Here is a 16,690-nt window from a genome sequence, read left to right as displayed (position 1 = left end):
CCCTGCCTTACTTCTTCTTGGCTTCTTTGCGACGCACCTGCTCGTCGGCGTACCTGACACCCTTGCCCTTGTAGGGCTCGGGCGGACGGAAGGCGCGGATTTCCGCGGCCACATGGCCGAGCTTCTGCTTGTCCGCGCTCTTCAGCACGATCTGGGTGTTCTTCGGCGTTTCCGCGGAGACACCCTCAGGCAGCGTATACTCGACCGGGTGCGAGAAGCCTAGTGACAGATTGAGCGTCTGGCCCTTGGCCTGGGCACGATAACCGACGCCGATGATTTCGAGGGACTTGGTGAAGCCTTCGCTTACCCCGGTCACCAGGTTCTGCACCAGGGCGCGGGTGGTACCGGCCATGGCCCAGGTCTTGGCAGACTCGCTGGGGGCGAAGGTCAGCTGACCCTCTTCCTGACCTACCACCACGTCGTGGTGGATGGTCATTGACAGCGTGCCCTGGCCGCCCTTGGCGGTCAGCTGGTCACCGTCGATCTTGATCTCGACGCCAGCGGGCACTTTTACTGGATATTTGGCTACGCGGGACATTCCAAACTCCTAGAATACGGTGCAGATGACTTCGCCACCGACACCGGCCTTGCGAGCCGCGCGATCGGTCATCACCCCGTTGGAGGTGGTGACGATAGCGATACCCAGGCCCTCGGCGACTTTCGGCAGCGCGTCCTTGCCCTTGTACTGGCGCAGGGAGGGCTTGGAAACTCGCTGGATGTGCTCGATGACCGGCTTGCCCTCGAAATACTTGAGGGTCACGGCCAGCTCCGGCTTGGCGCTTTCGGACACCGCGAAGTCGTTGATGTAACCCTCTTCCTTCAATACGCGGGCCACCTCAACCTTGAGGCGGGAAGACGGCATGGTGACCGTCTCCTTGGTGGCCATTTGCGCATTGCGGATACGGGTAAACATATCCGCCAGAGTGTCTTGCATGCTCATTTACGTTGCGCTCCTGATTCTTGCGTGGCTTACCAGCTGGACTTCTTGAGTCCGGGAACATCGCCACGCATGGCGGCTTCACGAAGCTTGTTGCGGCCGAGACCGAACTTGTTGTAGAAGCCGTGCGGACGACCAGTGATACGGCAGCGGTTACGCTGACGCACCGGGCTGGAGTCGCGCGGCAGCTGCTGAAGCTTCAGCGTAGCCTCGAAGCGCTCTTCGTCGGAAGCGTTCGCGTCCTGGATGATCGCCTTGAGCTCGGCACGCTTGGCGGAGTACTTCTCCACCAGCTTGGCGCGCTTGAGCTCACGCTCTACCATGCTTTTCTTTGCCATGATCCCACCCTTATTTCTTGAACGGGAAGTTCAGCGCGCTCAGCAGCGCACGACCTTCATCATCGGTGTTGGCGGTGGTGGTGATGGTGACATCCAGACCACGAATCCGGTCGATCTTATCATACTCGAGTTCCGGGAAGATGATCTGCTCACGCACCCCCATGGAGTAGTTGCCACGACCGTCGAAGGACTTCGGGTTGAGACCACGGAAGTCACGAACGCGGGGGATCGCGATATTCACCAGGCGATCGAGGAAGTCCCACATGCGCTCGGAGCGCAGGGTCACCTTGATCCCGATCGGCCAGCCTTCACGCACCTTGAAGCCCGCGATGGACTTGCGTGCCTTGGTTACCACCGGCTTCTGACCGGAGAGCTTCTCCAGGTCGCCGATAGCGTTGTCGATCAGCTTTTTATCGCTGGTCGCTTCGCCGATGCCCATATTCAGAGTCACCTTGGTGACTCGCGGCACCTGCATCACGTTGGCGTAGCTGAACTGCTCTTTGAGTTGAGCCACCACCTCGTTCTGATAACGTTCTTTCAAGTTCGCCATTATGCTACCCGACTCGCGTTAGGCGTCGATCTGCGACTGCGTCGACTTGTAGATACGTACCTTGGTACCGTCTTCCTGAACCTGGAAGCCGACGCGATCTGCCTTTCCGGTCTCCTGGTTGAAGATGGCCACGTTGGACGCGTGAATCGGAGCCTCGCGCTCGACGATACCGCCTTGATTACCCGCCATGGGATTGGGCTTGGTGTGACGCTTGATCATGTTCACACCGGACACCACGAAGCGGTTTTCGAGAACCCGCTTGACGGTGCCGCGCTTGCCCTTGTCCTTGCCGGCGATGACGATGACTTCATCGTCACGTTTGATCTTTTGCATATTCGCCTCGCTCCTTACAGCACTTCAGGCGCCAAGGAAATGATCTTCATGAACTTCTCGTTACGAAGCTCACGGGTCACCGGCCCGAAGATACGGGTGCCGATCGGCTGATCATTGGTGTTGTTCAACAGAACCGCCGCATTTCCGTCGAAGCGAATCAGCGAGCCGTCGGAACGACGGACACCGCTGCGGGTGCGAACCACCACCGCCTTGAGGACCTGGCCTTTCTTGACCTTGCCACGCGGAATGGCTTCTTTCACCGTGACCTTGATGATGTCGCCAACGTGGGCATAGCGGCGATGTGAACCGCCCAGCACCTTGATGCACTGCACCCGGCGCGCTCCACTATTATCGGCGACGTCCAGCATTGTCTGAGTCTGAATCATCGGTTTTCTCCAAACCTAATCTGACAGCAGGTGTAGGGTTAGCCCTTGGCCTGCTCGACCACCTCGACCAGCGTCCAGGACTTGGTCTTGGACAGCGGACGGCACTCCTGGATGGAGACCGTATCACCGGCCTTCGCCTGGTTCGCCTCGTCATGGGCGTGGAGCTTGGTGGAGCGCTTAACGTACTTGCCGTAGATCGGGTGCCGCTCACGGCGCTCGATCATCACGACGATGGACTTGTCCATCTTGTCGCTCACCACCTTGCCGGTGAGCGTACGGGTTTTCTTCTCTTCGGCCATCTCAGTCACCTGCCTTCTCGTTGAGCACAGTCTTCACCCGGGCGATGTCCCGACGAACCTGCTTGAGCAGGTGCGTCTGGCTGAGTTGGCCAGTGGCCTTCTGCATGCGCAGGTTGAACTGCTCGCGGAGGAGTTCGAGGAGCTGATCGTTCAGCTCGTCGACTGACTTTTCACGGATTTCCTGGGCTTTCATCACATCACCGTCCGTTTCACAAAGGTGGTGGAAACCGGGAACTTCTGCGCCGCCAGGCCAAAGGCCTCGCGTGCCAGCTCCTCGGACACGCCTTCGATCTCGTAGAGGATCCGACCGGGCTGAATCTGCGCGACCCAGTACTCGACGGAACCCTTCCCCTTACCCATACGGACTTCGAGGGGCTTCTTGGAGATCGGCTTGTCCGGGAACACCCGAATCCAGATCTTGCCACCACGCTTGACGTGACGGGTGATCGCACGACGACCGGCTTCGATCTGACGGGCGGTGATACGACCACGGCCAGTCGCCTTGAGGCCGTATTCGCCGAAGCTTACCTTGCTTCCGCGATGCGCCAGGCCACGGTTGCGGCCCTTCTGCATCTTGCGGAACTTCATACGCTTGGGTTGTAACATCGACTCGCTCTCCCCTTACCTGGAACCTTTCTTCTTGGAGGGCGCGGCCTGCGGCTGCTTAGCCTTGGCGCGGACCTCCTCGATGCCCCCGAGGATTTCACCCTTGAAGACCCAAACCTTGACACCGATGATGCCGTAGGTGGTCTTGGCCTCGTAGGCGGCGTAGTCGATGTCGGCGCGCAGCGTGTGCAGCGGAACACGACCTTCCCGGTACCACTCGGTACGGGCGATTTCCGCGCCGCCGAGACGACCGGAGAGCGACACCTTGATGCCGCCGGCGCCCAGGCGCATGGCGTTCTGCACGGAGCGCTTCATGGCACGACGGAACATCACGCGGCGCTCGAGCTGGCCGGCGATGTTCTGGGCCACGAGCATGGCATCCAGCTCGGGCTTGCGAACTTCCTCGATATTGACGTGCACGGGCACGCCCATCATCGCGGTCAGCTCGCGGCGCAGACGGTCGACGTCCTCGCCCTTCTTGCCAATCACGATGCCCGGACGGGCAGTGTGAATGGTGATGCGCGCGTTGTTGGCCGGACGCTCGATGGTGATGCGGCTCACGGAGGCGTTCTTGAGACGCTCTTCCAGGAAGCTGCGCACCGCGAGGTCGCTGTTCAGCTTGTCGGCATAGGCGCCGCGCTCGGCGTACCACACCGAGGTATGGTCTTTGACGATACCCAGGCGGATGCCTGTTGGATTGACTTTCTGACCCATCTGGTCGACTCCTACTTCTCGGCTACCTTGACGGTGATGTGGCAGGTGCGCTTCAAGATACGATCCGCGCGGCCCTTGGCACGCGGCTTGATACGCTTGAGCGTCATGCCCTCATCGACGCAGATGGTCGAGACACGCAGCTCGTCGATATCCATGCCGTTGTTTTCTTCCGCGTTCGCGATGGCGGACTGCAGCACTTTCTTGACCAGCTTGGCAGCCTTCTTCGGTGAGAAGGTCAGCAGGTCCAGCGCCTCGGCGACCGGCTTATCGCGCACCTGGTCAGCCACCAAACGGGCCTTCTGGGCGGATAAACGAGCGCCACGCAGCTTAGCTGTGACTTCCATCTCTCAATCCTCTCTGGCTTACCGTTTGGCTTTCTTGTCCGCCGCATGACCGCGATAGAGGCGGGTAGCAGCGAATTCGCCCAGTTTGTGGCCAACCATTTCCTCGGAGACATGCACCGGGACGTGTTGGCGACCGTTATGGACTGCGATGGTGAGTCCTACCATGTTGGGCAGGATCATGGAGCGACGCGACCAGGTCTTGATCGGTTTGCGGTCACTCTTCTCCACAGCAGCCTCGACCTTCTTCAGCAGATGAAGGTCAATAAAGGGACCTTTCTTCAGTGAACGTGGCACAGCCGTTACCTCTTAAAGTGTGTTACTTGGCCTTGCGGCGACGAACGATCAGCGCATCGGTGCGCTTGTTCTTGCGGGTCTTGTGGCCCTTGGTGGGAACGCCCCACGGAGTCACCGGATGACGACCACCGCTGGTGCGGCCTTCACCGCCACCGTGCGGGTGATCCACCGGGTTCATGGCCACGCCGCGAACGGTCGGACGCACACCTTTCCAGCGCTTCGCACCGGCCTTGCCAAGCTGACGCAGGCTGTGCTCTGAATTGCCCACTTCTCCCAGGGTCGCGCGGCACTCGCTCAGCACCTTGCGCATCTCGCCGGAGCGCAGACGCAGGGTGGCATAGTTGCCCTCACGAGCGACCAGCTGGGCGCTGGTACCGGCGCTACGAGCGATCTGGCCGCCCTTGCCGGGCTTGAGCTCGATGCAGTGCACGGTGGAACCCAGCGGAATGTTACGCAGCGGAAGAGCGTTGCCCTTCTTGATGGCCGCGTTGACGCCGGACTCGAGACGGTCGCCGGCGCTCACGCCCTTGGGCGCCAGGATGTAGCGACGCTCGCCATCGAGATACTTCAGCAGCGCGATGTTGGCGCTACGGTTCGGATCGTACTCGAGACGCTCAACGATGGCCGGAACGCCATCCTTGGTGCGCTTGAAGTCGATGATCCGGTAGTGCTGACGGTGACCACCGCCCACGTGACGGGTAGTGATACGACCGTTGTTGTTACGTCCGCCATTGCGCGACTGCTTCTCGAGCAGAGGCGCGTAGGGTGCACCCTTGTGGAGCTCGCTGTTCACGACCTTTACAAGGTGGCGACGACCGGCGGATGTGGGTTTAGTCTTGACGATTGCCATTGTCCGTACTCCTGCCCTTATTCGGCGCCAGAGAAGTCTTCAAGGGTCTCGCCGGCGGCCAACGTGACGTAGGCCTTGCGATACCCCTTGCGGTGACCCAGACCCTGCGCGGTGCGCTTGGTCTTGCCCTTGACGTTCAGCGCTTGAACGCGGTCGACCTTCTTGCCGAACAGAGCCTCGACGGCTTTCTTGATCTCGGGCTTGGTCGCGTCGCTGGCCACCTTGAACACGTACTGGTTGCGTTCAGCAGCCATGGCGGCCTTCTCGGTCACGTGCGGGCCGAGCAGCACCTTGAATACACGTTCCTGGTTCATGCCAGCTTCTCCTCGAATTTACGGAGGGCGGAGACGGTGGCCAGCACCTTGTCGAAGGCGACCAGGCTCACCGGATCGGCGGCGGCCACATCGACCACATCCACGTTGGGGATGTTGCGGGCGGCCAGGTAGAGGTTCTCATCGACTTCTTCGGTGACGATCAGCACCTTCTCCAGACCCAGCTCGTTGAGCTTGGCGACCAGCTGCTTGGTCTTCGGAGCGTCGACGGCGAACTCCTCGACGGCCACCAGGCGTTCCTGGCGCACCAGCTCGGAGAGGATCGAGCGCATCGCCGCACGGTACATCTTGCGGTTGACCTTCTGGGTGTAGTCCTGGGGACGAGCCGCAAAGGTCACACCGCCACTGCGCCAGATCGGCGAGCGGATGGTACCGGCACGGGCACGACCGGTGCCCTTCTGACGCCACGGCTTCTTGCCGCCGCCACGCACGTCGGAACGGTTCTTCTGAGCGCGGGTACCCTGACGACCACCGGCCAGATAGGCGGTGACGACCTGGTGCACGAGCGCTTCATTGAATTCTTTGCCAAAGGTGGCGTCAGACACGTCGACGGTGCCGGCGCCGGCAGCAAGATTCAGATTCATCGGTAGATTCCCCTTCAGCCAGCTTTCACGGCGCTGCGCACGATAACGTCACTACCGGTGGCACCGGGCACGGCGCCCTTGACCAGCAGCAGATTACGCTCAGCATCGACGCGGACGACTTCAAGACTCTGGACGGTGCAACGCACGTTGCCCATCTGGCCAGCCATTTTCTTGCCCTTGAACACTCGTCCAGGGGTCTGGCACATGCCGATGGAGCCCGGCGCGCGGTGGGCCAGGGAGTTACCGTGGCTGTTGTCCTGGGTGCGGAAGTTCCAGCGCTTGACTGCGCCCTGGAAACCCTTGCCCTTGGAGCTGCCGGTCACATCGATCGATTGACCAGCTTCGAAGAGGGATACGGTGAGTTCGCCGCCCACTTCCGGAGCCTCATCGCCTTCTGCCAGGCGAAACTCCATCAGCGAACGACCGGCCTCGATACCTGCCTTGGCGAACTGCCCAGCCTGGGCCTTCGACAGGTGTTTGGCCTTGCGGGAGCCAGTTGTCACCTGAATCGCCGCGTAGCCGTCGCTTTCGACGGTCTTGACGCGAGTGACGCGATTAGGCTCAACCTCGATCACGGTTACGGGCACGGAAGCGCCGTCTTCGGTGAAGACACGGGTCATCCCGGCCTTCTTGCCGACTAAACCGATAGTCATTCTCAGTCTCCTATAGTGTACGGGGCTATCACCCGCTATGGCTGCCCTTTCCAGAGCATTCCACTAGCACGTTGTGTGGCGCCTCACGGCGCGGCGGCTGCTGCTCGAGCGAATTGTCGAACGCTGGGCCGCGGTGTCTAGTGTAATAATCAGTCGAGCTTGATCTGCACGTCCACGCCGGCGGCGAGATCGAGCTTCATCAGGGCATCGACGGTCTTCTCCGTCGGCTCGACGATATCGAGCACGCGCTTGTGAGTGCGGATCTCGTACTGGTCACGCGCGTCCTTGTTGACATGCGGCGAGATCAGCACGGTGTAGCGCTCGCGGTTGGTCGGCAGAGGAATCGGTCCACGAACCTGGGCGCCGGTACGCTTGGCGGTTTCGACAATCTCCGCAGCGGACTGGTCGATCAGGCGATGGTCGAAGGCCTTCAACCGAATGCGAATCTTCTGGTTCTGCATTTGCCCTAACTCCAATGGATTCTGACGGCGCGAGCCGTCAACCCACGCATTCAAAGGATGCGCATTATAGGCACACCGAAAACGAGAGTCAAACACTCGTTGACGATGAACAGCAAAGGGGCTCCTCCTGGAGCCCCTTCTGATCATTCAAGCAGCGCGATGCTTACTCGACGATCTTGGCCACGACGCCAGCGCCGACGGTACGACCGCCTTCACGGATGGCGAAGCGCAGGCCGTCGTCCATGGCGATCGGCGCGATCAGGCTGACCACCATCTTGACGTTGTCGCCCGGCATGACCATCTCGACGCCTTCCGGCAGCTCACAGGTACCGGTGATGTCGGTGGTACGGAAGTAGAACTGCGGACGGTAGCCCTTGAAGAACGGAGTGTGACGACCACCCTCGTCCTTGGACAGCACGTACACCTCGGCCTCGAACTTGGTGTGCGGGGTGATGGTGCCCGGCTTGGCCAGAACCTGACCACGCTCGACGTCGTCACGCTTGGTGCCACGCAGCAGGGCGCCGACGTTCTCACCGGCACGACCCTCGTCGAGCAGCTTGCGGAACATCTCGACGCCGGTAACGACGGTCTTGACGGTGTCCTTGATACCGACGATCTCGACTTCCTCGCCAGCCTTGACGATACCGCGCTCGACACGACCGGTGACCACGGTGCCGCGACCGGAGATGGAGAACACGTCCTCGATCGGCATCAGGAACGGCTGATCGATGGCACGCTCCGGCTCCGGGATGTAGTCGTCCAGGGCCTTGATCAGGTTGGCAACGGCGGTGGTACCCATGCCGTTGTCATCCTTGCCTTCCAGCGCCATCAGGGCAGAGCCGGTGATGATCGGAGTGTCGTCACCCGGGAAGTCGTACTCGTCGAGGAGCTCACGAACTTCCATCTCGACCAGCTCGAGCAGCTCTTCGTCGTCGACCATGTCGGCCTTGTTCAGGAACACGACGATGAACGGAACGCCAACCTGACGAGACAGCAGGATGTGCTCGCGAGTCTGCGGCATGGGGCCGTCGGCAGCGGAACAGACCAGGATAGCGCCGTCCATCTGGGCGGCACCGGTGATCATGTTCTTGACGTAGTCGGCGTGCCCCGGGCAGTCGACGTGCGCGTAGTGGCGCGCTTCGGACTGGTACTCGACGTGAGAGGTGGCGATGGTGATGCCACGCTCACGCTCTTCGGGAGCGTTGTCGATGGCGTCGAACTCGCTCCAGTCACCACCGAACACCTCGGCGGAAACACGGGTCAGGGCCGCAGTCAGAGTGGTCTTGCCGTGGTCGACGTGACCGATGGTACCGACGTTGACGTGCGGTTTGGAACGCTCAAATTTTTCCTTAGCCACTGCTATAACCTCTTTACGTTAGCTAACGGTTAACCGTTTTGGTTGATGACGGCTTCAACGACGCTGGACGGCGCCTCTTCGTAATCCGCAAACTCCATGACGTAGCTTGCGCGTCCCTGGGTCTGAGAACGCAGATCGGTCGCGTAACCGAACATCTCAGCCAACGGAACTCTGGCGCGAATGACCTTGCCCATGGGCGAGTCATCCATGCCGGATACCAGACCACGGCGGCGGTTGAGGTCACCCATGACGTCGCCCATGAAGTCCTCGGGGGTGACGACCTCGACCTTCATTACCGGCTCGAGCAGCACCGCCTTGGCCTTCTTGGCACCTTCCTTGACTGCCATGGAAGAAGCAACCTTGAACGCGGTCTCGTTGGAGTCCACGTCGTGGTAGGAACCATCGTACAGCGTAACCTTGACGTCGATCATCGGGTAGCCCGCGATGACACCGTTCTGCAGCTGCTCGTAGGCCCCTTTCTCGACGGCCGGCACGTACTCCTTGGGAACCACGCCGCCGACGATCTCTGAAGCGAACTTGAAGCTCATGTCTTCATCTTCGCCCTTGTCTTCCGCGGTCAGCGGCTCGATGCGCAGATGCACGTGACCGTACTGACCACGACCACCGGACTGGCGCACGAACTTGCCTTCCTGCTCGACCGAGCCACGAATGGTCTCGCGGTAGGCGACCTGCGGCTTGCCGATGTTGGCCTCGACCTTGAACTCACGGCGCATGCGATCGACGATGATGTCGAGGTGCAGCTCGCCCATGCCGGAGATGATGGTCTGGCCGGTCTCCTCGTCGGTACGCACCTGGAAGGAGGGGTCTTCCTGGGCCAGCTTGCCCAGTGCCACACCCATCTTCTCCTGGTCCGCCTTGGACTTCGGCTCGACGGCCACGGAGATAACCGGGTCCGGGAACTCCATGCGCTCCAGAATGATCTTGTCATTCAGGTCGCACAGGGTATCGCCGGTGGTGACATCCTTCAGGCCGATACAGGCGGCGATGTCGCCGGCCAGCACTTCCTTGATCTCCTCGCGGGAGTTGGCGTGCATCTGTACCAGACGCCCGATGCGCTCCTTCTTGTTGCGCACGGAGTTGTAGACGCTGTCACCCGAGTTCAGCACGCCGGAGTAGACGCGGATGAAGGTCAGGGTGCCGACGAAGGGGTCGGTGGCAATCTTGAACGCCAGGGCGGCGAAGGGCGCCTTGTCGTCTGCCTCGCGGGTCTCGATGGTGCCGGCCTTGTCATCCAGCTCGCCCTCGATCGCCTTGACCTCGGTGGGCGACGGCAGATATTCGACGACGGAGTCCAGCACCGCCTGCACGCCCTTGTTCTTGAACGCAGAGCCGCAGGTGACCAGCACGATCTCGTTGTCGAGGGTACGACGACGCAGACCGGCCTTGATCTCTTCCTTGGAAAGCTCGCCGCCTTCCAGGTACTTGTCCATCAGCTCTTCGGAAGCTTCGGCTGCAGCCTCGACCATCTCCTCGCGATACTTCTCCGCGGTCTCCTGGAGCTCGGCGGGGATGTCGATCAGGTCATAGGTGGCACCGAAATCGCTTTCGTTCCACTGGATGGCCTTCATCTCGATCAGGTCGATGACGCCCTTGAAGTCTTCCTCGGTGCCCCAGTTGATCTGGATCGGCACGGCGTTGGCACCCAGACGATCCTTGAGCTGGTCGACGACCATGAAGAAGTCGGCGCCGGTACGGTCCATCTTGTTGACGAACACCATGCGCGGAACTTCGTACTTGTTGGCCTGACGCCAGACGGTCTCGGTCTGCGGCTGAACGCCGGAAGAGCCACACAGCACCACGACGGCACCGTCGAGCACGCGCAGGGAGCGTTCCACCTCGATGGTGAAGTCGACGTGCCCGGGGGTGTCGATGATGTTGATGCGGTGCTCATCGAACTGGTGGTTCATGCCCTTCCAGAAGGTGGTCACGGCAGCGGAGGTGATGGTGATACCACGCTCCTGCTCCTGCTGCATCCAGTCGGTCGTGGAGGCACCTTCGTGGGTCTCGCCCAGCTTGTGGTTGATACCGGTATAGAACAGCACGCGCTCGGTCGTGGTGGTCTTGCCGGCATCGACGTGGGCGACGATCCCGATGTTGCGATAGCGTTTTAGCGGAGTTTTGCGAGCCACGGTGGAACTCCCCGTTGGTTGGCGATGCGTTTTGCGGCCGGCACTTAGAACCGGAAGTGCGAGAAGGCCTTGTTGGCTTCTGCCATACGGTGCACGTCTTCACGCTTCTTGACCGCAGAGCCCTTGCCTTCGGCGGCATCGAGCATCTCGCCGGCGAGGCGCAGCACCATGGTCTTTTCACCACGGCGGCGCGCGGCGTCTGCCAGCCAACGCATGGCCAGCGCCTGGCGACGTGAGGGACGCACCTCGACCGGCACCTGATAGGTCGCGCCGCCGACGCGGCGTGACTTCACCTCGACCATCGGCTGGATGCTTTCCAGCGCCTTGTCGAAGATCTCCAGCGGCTCTTCGTTACTGCGCTCGGCAACCCTGTCCAGCGCACCATAGACGATGCGCTCAGCTACGGACTTCTTGCCGCCGATCATCAGGTGGTTCATGAACTTCGCCAGGCGTTCGCTTCCGAACTTGGGATCCGGCAGGATCTCACGCTTGGCCGCAACTCTTCTTCTAGGCATGATAAGCCCTCTGTTGAAGGGTCCTTCAGGTAAACCCGGAACTCCCACGCGCTCGCCTTGAGCCCGCGACGCCCGACCTTACTCTTATCAGACCGATATCAATGGGTGGTGAATCGCGATCCGGGCCGATCAGGCCTTGGGACGCTTGGTACCGTACTTGGAACGACCCTGCTTACGGTTCTGTACACCGGAGGTGTCCAGCGCGCCGCGGACGGTGTGATAACGCACACCGGGAAGGTCCTTGACTCGACCGCCGCGGATCAGCACCACGGAGTGCTCCTGCAGGTTGTGCCCCTCACCACCAATGTATGAGGAAACCTCGAACCCGTTGGTCAGGCGAACACGGCACACCTTACGCAGTGCGGAGTTCGGCTTCTTCGGGGTAGTCGTGTAGACGCGGGTGCAAACGCCGCGCTTCTGCGGGCAGGCCTGCAGCGCCGGCACGTCACTCTTGCTGACGGGGCGCTTGCGCGGCTTGCGCACCAGCTGATTGATTGTTGCCATCTATTGCTCCAATGGGTTGCCTTGCGGAAGCGAGGTAGCCGCTCGCTTTCCTGTACTACGCTACCTTACCAGCAGGTTCGGGCGCACCCGCCCCACTGTTAAAGGCTGCGCATTCTACTGGCTGACACCACCCTTCGTCAAGCCCGGCCGCCGCAGCGGCCGGGCCTGCCGGGGATGTCAGATCTCGTCGTCGTCGGAATCCAGCGCGGTCAGCTGAGCGCCCAGCTCCTGCTCGACGTCATGGGCCGACGGCGCGGCGGGCTCTTCGACACCATCGCGCCGGCGGCGACGCTCGGCATGGTGGGTCAGTCCGGTACCGGCCGGGATCAGGCGACCCACCACGACGTTCTCCTTGAGGCCGCGCAGGTAGTCGCGCTTGCCGGTCACCGCGGCTTCGGTCAGCACTCGCGTGGTCTCCTGGAAGGAGGCCGCGGAGATGAACGACTCGGTCGCCAGGCTGGCCTTGGTGATACCGAGCAGCACACGCTGATACTTGGCCGGGAACTTGCCGGCCTTCTCGAGGCGCGCATTCTGCTCGAGCACCCGCACCAGCTCGGCCTGATCGCCGGGGATGAAGTCGGAGTCACCGGCATCGGTGATCTCGACCTTGCGCAGCATCTGACGCACGATCACCTCGATGTGCTTGTCGTTGATGCCCACGCCCTGAAGGCGATAGACCTCTTGGATCTCGGCGGTGATGTACTTGGCGAGCTCCTCGACACCCAGCAGACGCAGGATGTCGTGGGGGTTGCTGGGGCCATCGGAGATGACCTCGCCCTTCTCGACCGACTCGCCCTCGAAGACCGCGATCTGGCGCCACTTCGGGATCAGTGTCTCGAAGGGGTCGCCACCGCCTTCCGGGGTAATCGTCAGGCGACGCTTGCCCTTGGTCTCCTTGCCGAAGCTGATCACGCCGCTGACTTCGGCGAGGATCGAAGGCTCCTTGGGCTTGCGCGCCTCGAACAGGTCGGCGACGCGCGGCAGACCACCGGTGATGTCCTTGTTGGAAGAGGCCTCCACCGGGATACGCGCGACCACTTCACCGATACCGATCCGGGCGCCGTTGTCGGCGGTGACGATCGACTTGCCGGGCAGCGGATACTGCACGGGGGTGTCGGAGCCGGGAACGGTGACCGGCTTGCCGGACTCGTCATTGAGCAGGATCATCGGGCGCTTGTCGCGACCGGCCATGGGCCGTGCCGCCGCCTCGATCACCTCGATGGAGGAGAGACCGGTCATCTCGTCCACGCTGCGGTGGATGGTGACGCCCTCATCCATGTCGGCGTACTGCACGGCACCCTCGGCCTCGGCGACGATCGGGTGAGTGTGCGGATCCCACTTGGCCACCGCCTGGCCGGCGTCGACGCTGTCGCCGTCGCGCACCGACAGCTCGGCACCGTAGGGCAGCTTGTAGTATTCGCGCTCGCGACCATGCTCGTCGGCGACGGCCAGGGCACTGGAGCGCGAGACCACCACCAGCTTGCCGTCGGCACGCTCGACATGCTTGATGTTGTGCAGGCGCACCTTGCCGCCATGCTTGACCTGGACGCTGTCCACCGCAGAGGCCCGCGATGCGGCACCACCGATGTGGAAGGTACGCATGGTCAGCTGGGTGCCCGGCTCACCGATCGACTGCGCGGCGATGACGCCGACGGACTCGCCGATGTTGACCTGATGGCCACGCGCCAGGTCACGGCCGTAACAGGCCGAGCAGACGCCATGGGCGGTCTCACAGCTGATCGCACTGCGCACCACGATCTCGTCGACACCCATGGTGTCGAGATCGGCACACCACTTCTCGTCGAGCAGGGTGTTGCGCGGGATCAGCACCTCGTCGCTGGCCGGGTCGATGACATCCTGGGCGACCACACGGCCCAGCACTCGCTGCGCCAGGGGCACGATGATATCGCCGCCCTCGATCACCGGATGCAGGGTCAGGCCACGCTCGGTGCCGCAGTCCGTCTCGGTGATCACCATGTCCTGGGCCACGTCGACCAGACGACGGGTCAGGTAACCGGAGTTGGCGGTCTTCAGGGCGGTATCCGCCAGACCCTTACGGGCACCGTGGGTGGAGATGAAGTACTGGAGTACGTTCAGACCCTCACGGAAGTTCGCCACGATCGGCGTCTCGATGATCGAGCCGTCCGGCTTGGCCATCAGGCCACGCATGCCCGCCAGCTGGCGGATCTGGGCGGCGCTACCCCGAGCACCGGAGTCGGCCATGATGAACACGCTGTTGAAGGAGTCCTGTTCGACCTCCTTGCCTTCGCGGTCGATCACGGTCTCCTTGGAGATCCCCACCATCATCGCCTTGGCCACCTTGTCGTTGGCCTTGGACCAGATGTCGATCACCTTGTTGTACTTCTCGCCCGCGGTCACCAGGCCCGAGGAGAACTGGTCCTCGATCTCCTTGACCTCCTCCTCGGCGGCCTCGACGATCTCGGCCTTGGCGTCCGGGATGACGAAGTCGTTGACACCGATGGAGGCGCCGGACCAGGTGGCCAGGCGGAAGCCGGTGTACATCAGCTGGTCGGCGAAGATGACCGTCGGCTTGAGGCCCGAACGACGATAGACCTCGTTGAGCAGGCCGGAGATCGCCTTCTTCTTCATCGGCTGGTCGACCAGCTCGAAGGGCACGCCCTCCGGCAGGATGCGGAACAGCAGTGCACGCCCGACGGTGGTGTCGCGCAGCATGCGCTGATGGGTCTTCTCGCCGCTCTCCTCATCGATGAGGACCTCGTCGAGACGCACCTTGATGCGGGCATGCAGCGCCACATTCTGGGTGTTGAAGGCGCGCTCCACCTCGTTGAGGTCGGTGAAGACCATGCCCTCGCCCCTGGCGTTGATCTTCTCCCGGGTCATGTAGTACAGACCCAGCACCACGTCCTGGGAGGGCACGATGATCGGCTCACCGTTGGCCGGCGACAGCACGTTGTTGGTCGCCATCATCAGCGTGCGCGCCTCGAGCTGAGCCTCCAGGGTCAGCGGCACGTGGACCGCCATCTGGTCACCGTCGAAGTCGGCGTTGTAGGCGGCACACACCAGCGGGTGCAGCTGGATCGCCTTGCCCTCGATCAGCAGCGGCTCGAAGGCCTGGATGCCGAGGCGGTGCAGGGTCGGTGCGCGGTTGAGCAGTACCGGGTGCTCGCGGATGACGTCGGCGAGGATATCCCACACCTCGGCCGTCTCGCGCTCGACCATCTTCTTGGCCGCCTTGATGGTGGAGGCATGGCCCAGCGACTGCAGCTTGGAGTAGATGAACGGCTTGAACAGCTCCAGCGCCATCTTCTTGGGCAGGCCACACTGATGCAGGCGCAGGGTCGGGCCGACGGTGATCACCGAACGGCCGGAGTAGTCGACGCGCTTGCCCAGCAGGTTCTGACGGAAGCGCCCCTGCTTGCCCTTGATCATGTCGGCCAGGGACTTCAGCGGGCGCTTGTTGGAACCGGTGATGGCACGGCCACGACGACCGTTGTCGAGCAGCGCATCGACCGCCTCCTGCAGCATGCGTTTCTCGTTGCGCACGATGATGTCGGGCGCATTGAGGTCGAGCAGCCGCTTCAGGCGGTTGTTGCGGTTGATCACCCGGCGATAGAGGTCGTTGAGATCCGAGGTCGCGAAGCGCCCACCGTCCAGCGGCACCAGCGGACGCAGGTCCGGCGGCAGCACCGGCAGCACCTCCATGACCATCCAGGCCGGATCGTTGCCGGAGCCCTGGAAGGCCTCCAGCAGTTTGAGCCGCTTGGAGAGCTTCTTGATCTTGGTCTCGGAGTTGGTCTGGGGGATCTCCTCGCGCAGGCGATCGATCTCCTCCAGCATGTCGATATCCTTGAGCAGCGCCTGGACCGCCTCGGCACCCATGCGGGCGTCGAAGTCGTCACCAAACTCCTCGAGGGCCTCGAAGTACTGCTCGTCGTTGAGCAGCTGACCGCGCTCCAGCGTGGTCATGCCCGGGTCGATGACCACGAAGCTCTCGAAGTAGAGCACGCGCTCGATATCACGCAGGGTCATGTCCAGGAACATGCCGATACGTGACGGGAGCGATTTCAGGAACCAGATATGGGCGACGGGGCTGGCCAGCTCGATATGCGCCATGCGCTCACGACGCACGGCGGCCTTGGTGACCTCCACGCCGCACTTCTCGCAGATGATGCCGCGGTGCTTCATGCGCTTGTACTTGCCGCACAGGCACTCGTAGTCCTTGACCGGGCCAAAGATCTTGGCACAGAACAGGCCGTCCCGCTCCGGTTTGAAGGTACGGTAGTTGATGGTCTCGGGCTTCTTGACCTCCCCGAATGACCAGGAACGGATCAGGTCCGGGGACGCCAGGGTAATCTTGATCGCGTCGAACTCGTCGGACTGAGACTGCGATTTGAGGACTTTCACCAAATCTTTCATGGGGTCGGCTCCGCTGCGGAGTTGTCATGGGCGGGGGCGATGCTGCCACCCCCGCGGACCGTCATAATGTGAAGCGTCGGCCGCC

At 62.1% G+C, this 16,690-nt stretch carries 22 protein-coding genes; all 22 read right to left on the bottom strand.

Annotated elements, in window-relative coordinates:
• Positions 1 to 7: 7 nt before the first annotated feature.
• Positions 8 to 538, bottom strand: coding sequence for a 50S ribosomal protein L6 (gene rplF, locus RM463_RS15810; RefSeq protein WP_132044107.1), 531 nt, complete (start codon positions 536 to 538; stop codon positions 8 to 10).
• 9 nt (positions 539 to 547) lie between these two features.
• A complete protein-coding gene (gene rpsH / locus RM463_RS15805) occupies positions 548 to 940 on the bottom strand; it encodes a 30S ribosomal protein S8 (RefSeq protein ID WP_195689214.1) in 393 nt (130 codons plus the stop codon).
• Between the two features lie 29 nt (positions 941 to 969).
• On the bottom strand, positions 970 to 1,275 hold the full coding sequence (rpsN, locus tag RM463_RS15800; RefSeq protein WP_132044103.1) for a 30S ribosomal protein S14: 306 nt from the start codon (positions 1,273 to 1,275) through the stop codon (positions 970 to 972).
• A gap of 10 nt (positions 1,276 to 1,285) precedes the next feature.
• Positions 1,286 to 1,825: a 50S ribosomal protein L5 gene (rplE, locus tag RM463_RS15795; RefSeq protein ID WP_132044101.1), complete on the bottom strand. Its 540-nt coding sequence runs from the start codon at positions 1,823 to 1,825 to the stop codon at positions 1,286 to 1,288.
• Positions 1,826 to 1,843: 18 nt separating this feature from the next.
• Positions 1,844 to 2,158: a 50S ribosomal protein L24 gene (gene rplX / locus RM463_RS15790; RefSeq protein WP_040183125.1), complete on the bottom strand. Its 315-nt coding sequence runs from the start codon at positions 2,156 to 2,158 to the stop codon at positions 1,844 to 1,846.
• Positions 2,159 to 2,172: 14 nt separating this feature from the next.
• The gene (rplN, locus tag RM463_RS15785; RefSeq protein ID WP_027962358.1) at positions 2,173 to 2,544 is read right to left on the bottom strand and encodes a 50S ribosomal protein L14; all 372 of its coding nucleotides are present in this window, start codon (positions 2,542 to 2,544) and stop codon (positions 2,173 to 2,175) included.
• Positions 2,545 to 2,582: 38 nt separating this feature from the next.
• Positions 2,583 to 2,843, bottom strand: coding sequence for a 30S ribosomal protein S17 (rpsQ, locus tag RM463_RS15780; RefSeq protein ID WP_132044203.1), 261 nt, complete (start codon positions 2,841 to 2,843; stop codon positions 2,583 to 2,585).
• A gap of 1 nt (position 2,844) precedes the next feature.
• Positions 2,845 to 3,036 carry a 50S ribosomal protein L29 gene (rpmC, locus tag RM463_RS15775; protein WP_023007544.1) on the bottom strand — a complete coding sequence of 64 codons (192 nt, stop codon included), beginning with the start codon at positions 3,034 to 3,036 and terminating at the stop codon, positions 2,845 to 2,847.
• On the bottom strand, positions 3,036 to 3,449 hold the full coding sequence (gene rplP / locus RM463_RS15770) for a 50S ribosomal protein L16 (RefSeq protein WP_023007545.1): 414 nt from the start codon (positions 3,447 to 3,449) through the stop codon (positions 3,036 to 3,038). Before rplP ends, rpmC begins: the two co-directional genes overlap by 1 nt.
• Before the next feature lie 15 nt (positions 3,450 to 3,464).
• On the bottom strand, positions 3,465 to 4,163 hold the full coding sequence (gene rpsC / locus RM463_RS15765; RefSeq protein WP_132044097.1) for a 30S ribosomal protein S3: 699 nt from the start codon (positions 4,161 to 4,163) through the stop codon (positions 3,465 to 3,467).
• Between the two features lie 11 nt (positions 4,164 to 4,174).
• Positions 4,175 to 4,507 (bottom strand): 50S ribosomal protein L22, encoded by a 333-nt coding sequence (rplV, locus tag RM463_RS15760; RefSeq protein WP_027962354.1) that lies wholly within the window; start codon positions 4,505 to 4,507, stop codon positions 4,175 to 4,177.
• An 18-nt stretch (positions 4,508 to 4,525) separates the two neighbouring features.
• Positions 4,526 to 4,801: a 30S ribosomal protein S19 gene (gene rpsS, locus RM463_RS15755; protein WP_084286553.1), complete on the bottom strand. Its 276-nt coding sequence runs from the start codon at positions 4,799 to 4,801 to the stop codon at positions 4,526 to 4,528.
• A gap of 22 nt (positions 4,802 to 4,823) precedes the next feature.
• Positions 4,824 to 5,651: a 50S ribosomal protein L2 gene (gene rplB, locus RM463_RS15750; protein WP_132044095.1), complete on the bottom strand. Its 828-nt coding sequence runs from the start codon at positions 5,649 to 5,651 to the stop codon at positions 4,824 to 4,826.
• A 17-nt stretch (positions 5,652 to 5,668) separates the two neighbouring features.
• On the bottom strand, positions 5,669 to 5,965 hold the full coding sequence (gene rplW / locus RM463_RS15745) for a 50S ribosomal protein L23 (RefSeq protein ID WP_132044093.1): 297 nt from the start codon (positions 5,963 to 5,965) through the stop codon (positions 5,669 to 5,671).
• Positions 5,962 to 6,567: a 50S ribosomal protein L4 gene (gene rplD / locus RM463_RS15740; RefSeq protein WP_195689213.1), complete on the bottom strand. Its 606-nt coding sequence runs from the start codon at positions 6,565 to 6,567 to the stop codon at positions 5,962 to 5,964. The genes rplW and rplD overlap by 4 nt, the downstream gene beginning before the upstream one ends.
• A gap of 14 nt (positions 6,568 to 6,581) precedes the next feature.
• On the bottom strand, positions 6,582 to 7,220 hold the full coding sequence (gene rplC / locus RM463_RS15735) for a 50S ribosomal protein L3 (RefSeq protein WP_132044089.1): 639 nt from the start codon (positions 7,218 to 7,220) through the stop codon (positions 6,582 to 6,584).
• Positions 7,221 to 7,369: 149 nt separating this feature from the next.
• Positions 7,370 to 7,681 carry a 30S ribosomal protein S10 gene (gene rpsJ, locus RM463_RS15730; RefSeq protein ID WP_021819602.1) on the bottom strand — a complete coding sequence of 104 codons (312 nt, stop codon included), beginning with the start codon at positions 7,679 to 7,681 and terminating at the stop codon, positions 7,370 to 7,372.
• A gap of 163 nt (positions 7,682 to 7,844) precedes the next feature.
• Positions 7,845 to 9,038, bottom strand: a complete 1,194-nt coding sequence (gene tuf / locus RM463_RS15725; RefSeq protein WP_195689212.1) for an elongation factor Tu — start codon at positions 9,036 to 9,038, stop codon at positions 7,845 to 7,847.
• A 29-nt stretch (positions 9,039 to 9,067) separates the two neighbouring features.
• Positions 9,068 to 11,188, bottom strand: coding sequence for an elongation factor G (gene fusA, locus RM463_RS15720; protein WP_195689211.1), 2,121 nt, complete (start codon positions 11,186 to 11,188; stop codon positions 9,068 to 9,070).
• Positions 11,189 to 11,232: 44 nt separating this feature from the next.
• Positions 11,233 to 11,703, bottom strand: a complete 471-nt coding sequence (gene rpsG, locus RM463_RS15715) for a 30S ribosomal protein S7 (protein ID WP_132044083.1) — start codon at positions 11,701 to 11,703, stop codon at positions 11,233 to 11,235.
• A gap of 129 nt (positions 11,704 to 11,832) precedes the next feature.
• Complete coding sequence (rpsL, locus tag RM463_RS15710; RefSeq protein WP_102626761.1) at positions 11,833 to 12,207, bottom strand: 30S ribosomal protein S12; 375 nt, start codon at positions 12,205 to 12,207, stop codon at positions 11,833 to 11,835.
• A gap of 177 nt (positions 12,208 to 12,384) precedes the next feature.
• Positions 12,385 to 16,605, bottom strand: a complete 4,221-nt coding sequence (gene rpoC, locus RM463_RS15705; RefSeq protein WP_195689210.1) for a DNA-directed RNA polymerase subunit beta' — start codon at positions 16,603 to 16,605, stop codon at positions 12,385 to 12,387.
• Between the last annotated feature and the right edge of the window lie 85 nt (positions 16,606 to 16,690).

It is taken from the genome of Halomonas sp. LES1, from assembly GCF_031846005.1.
Classification (GTDB): Bacteria; Pseudomonadota; Gammaproteobacteria; order Pseudomonadales; family Halomonadaceae; genus Halomonas.
The sequence above is the reverse complement of the archived record's forward strand: the minus strand, read 5'-3'. Positions and strand labels throughout refer to the sequence as shown.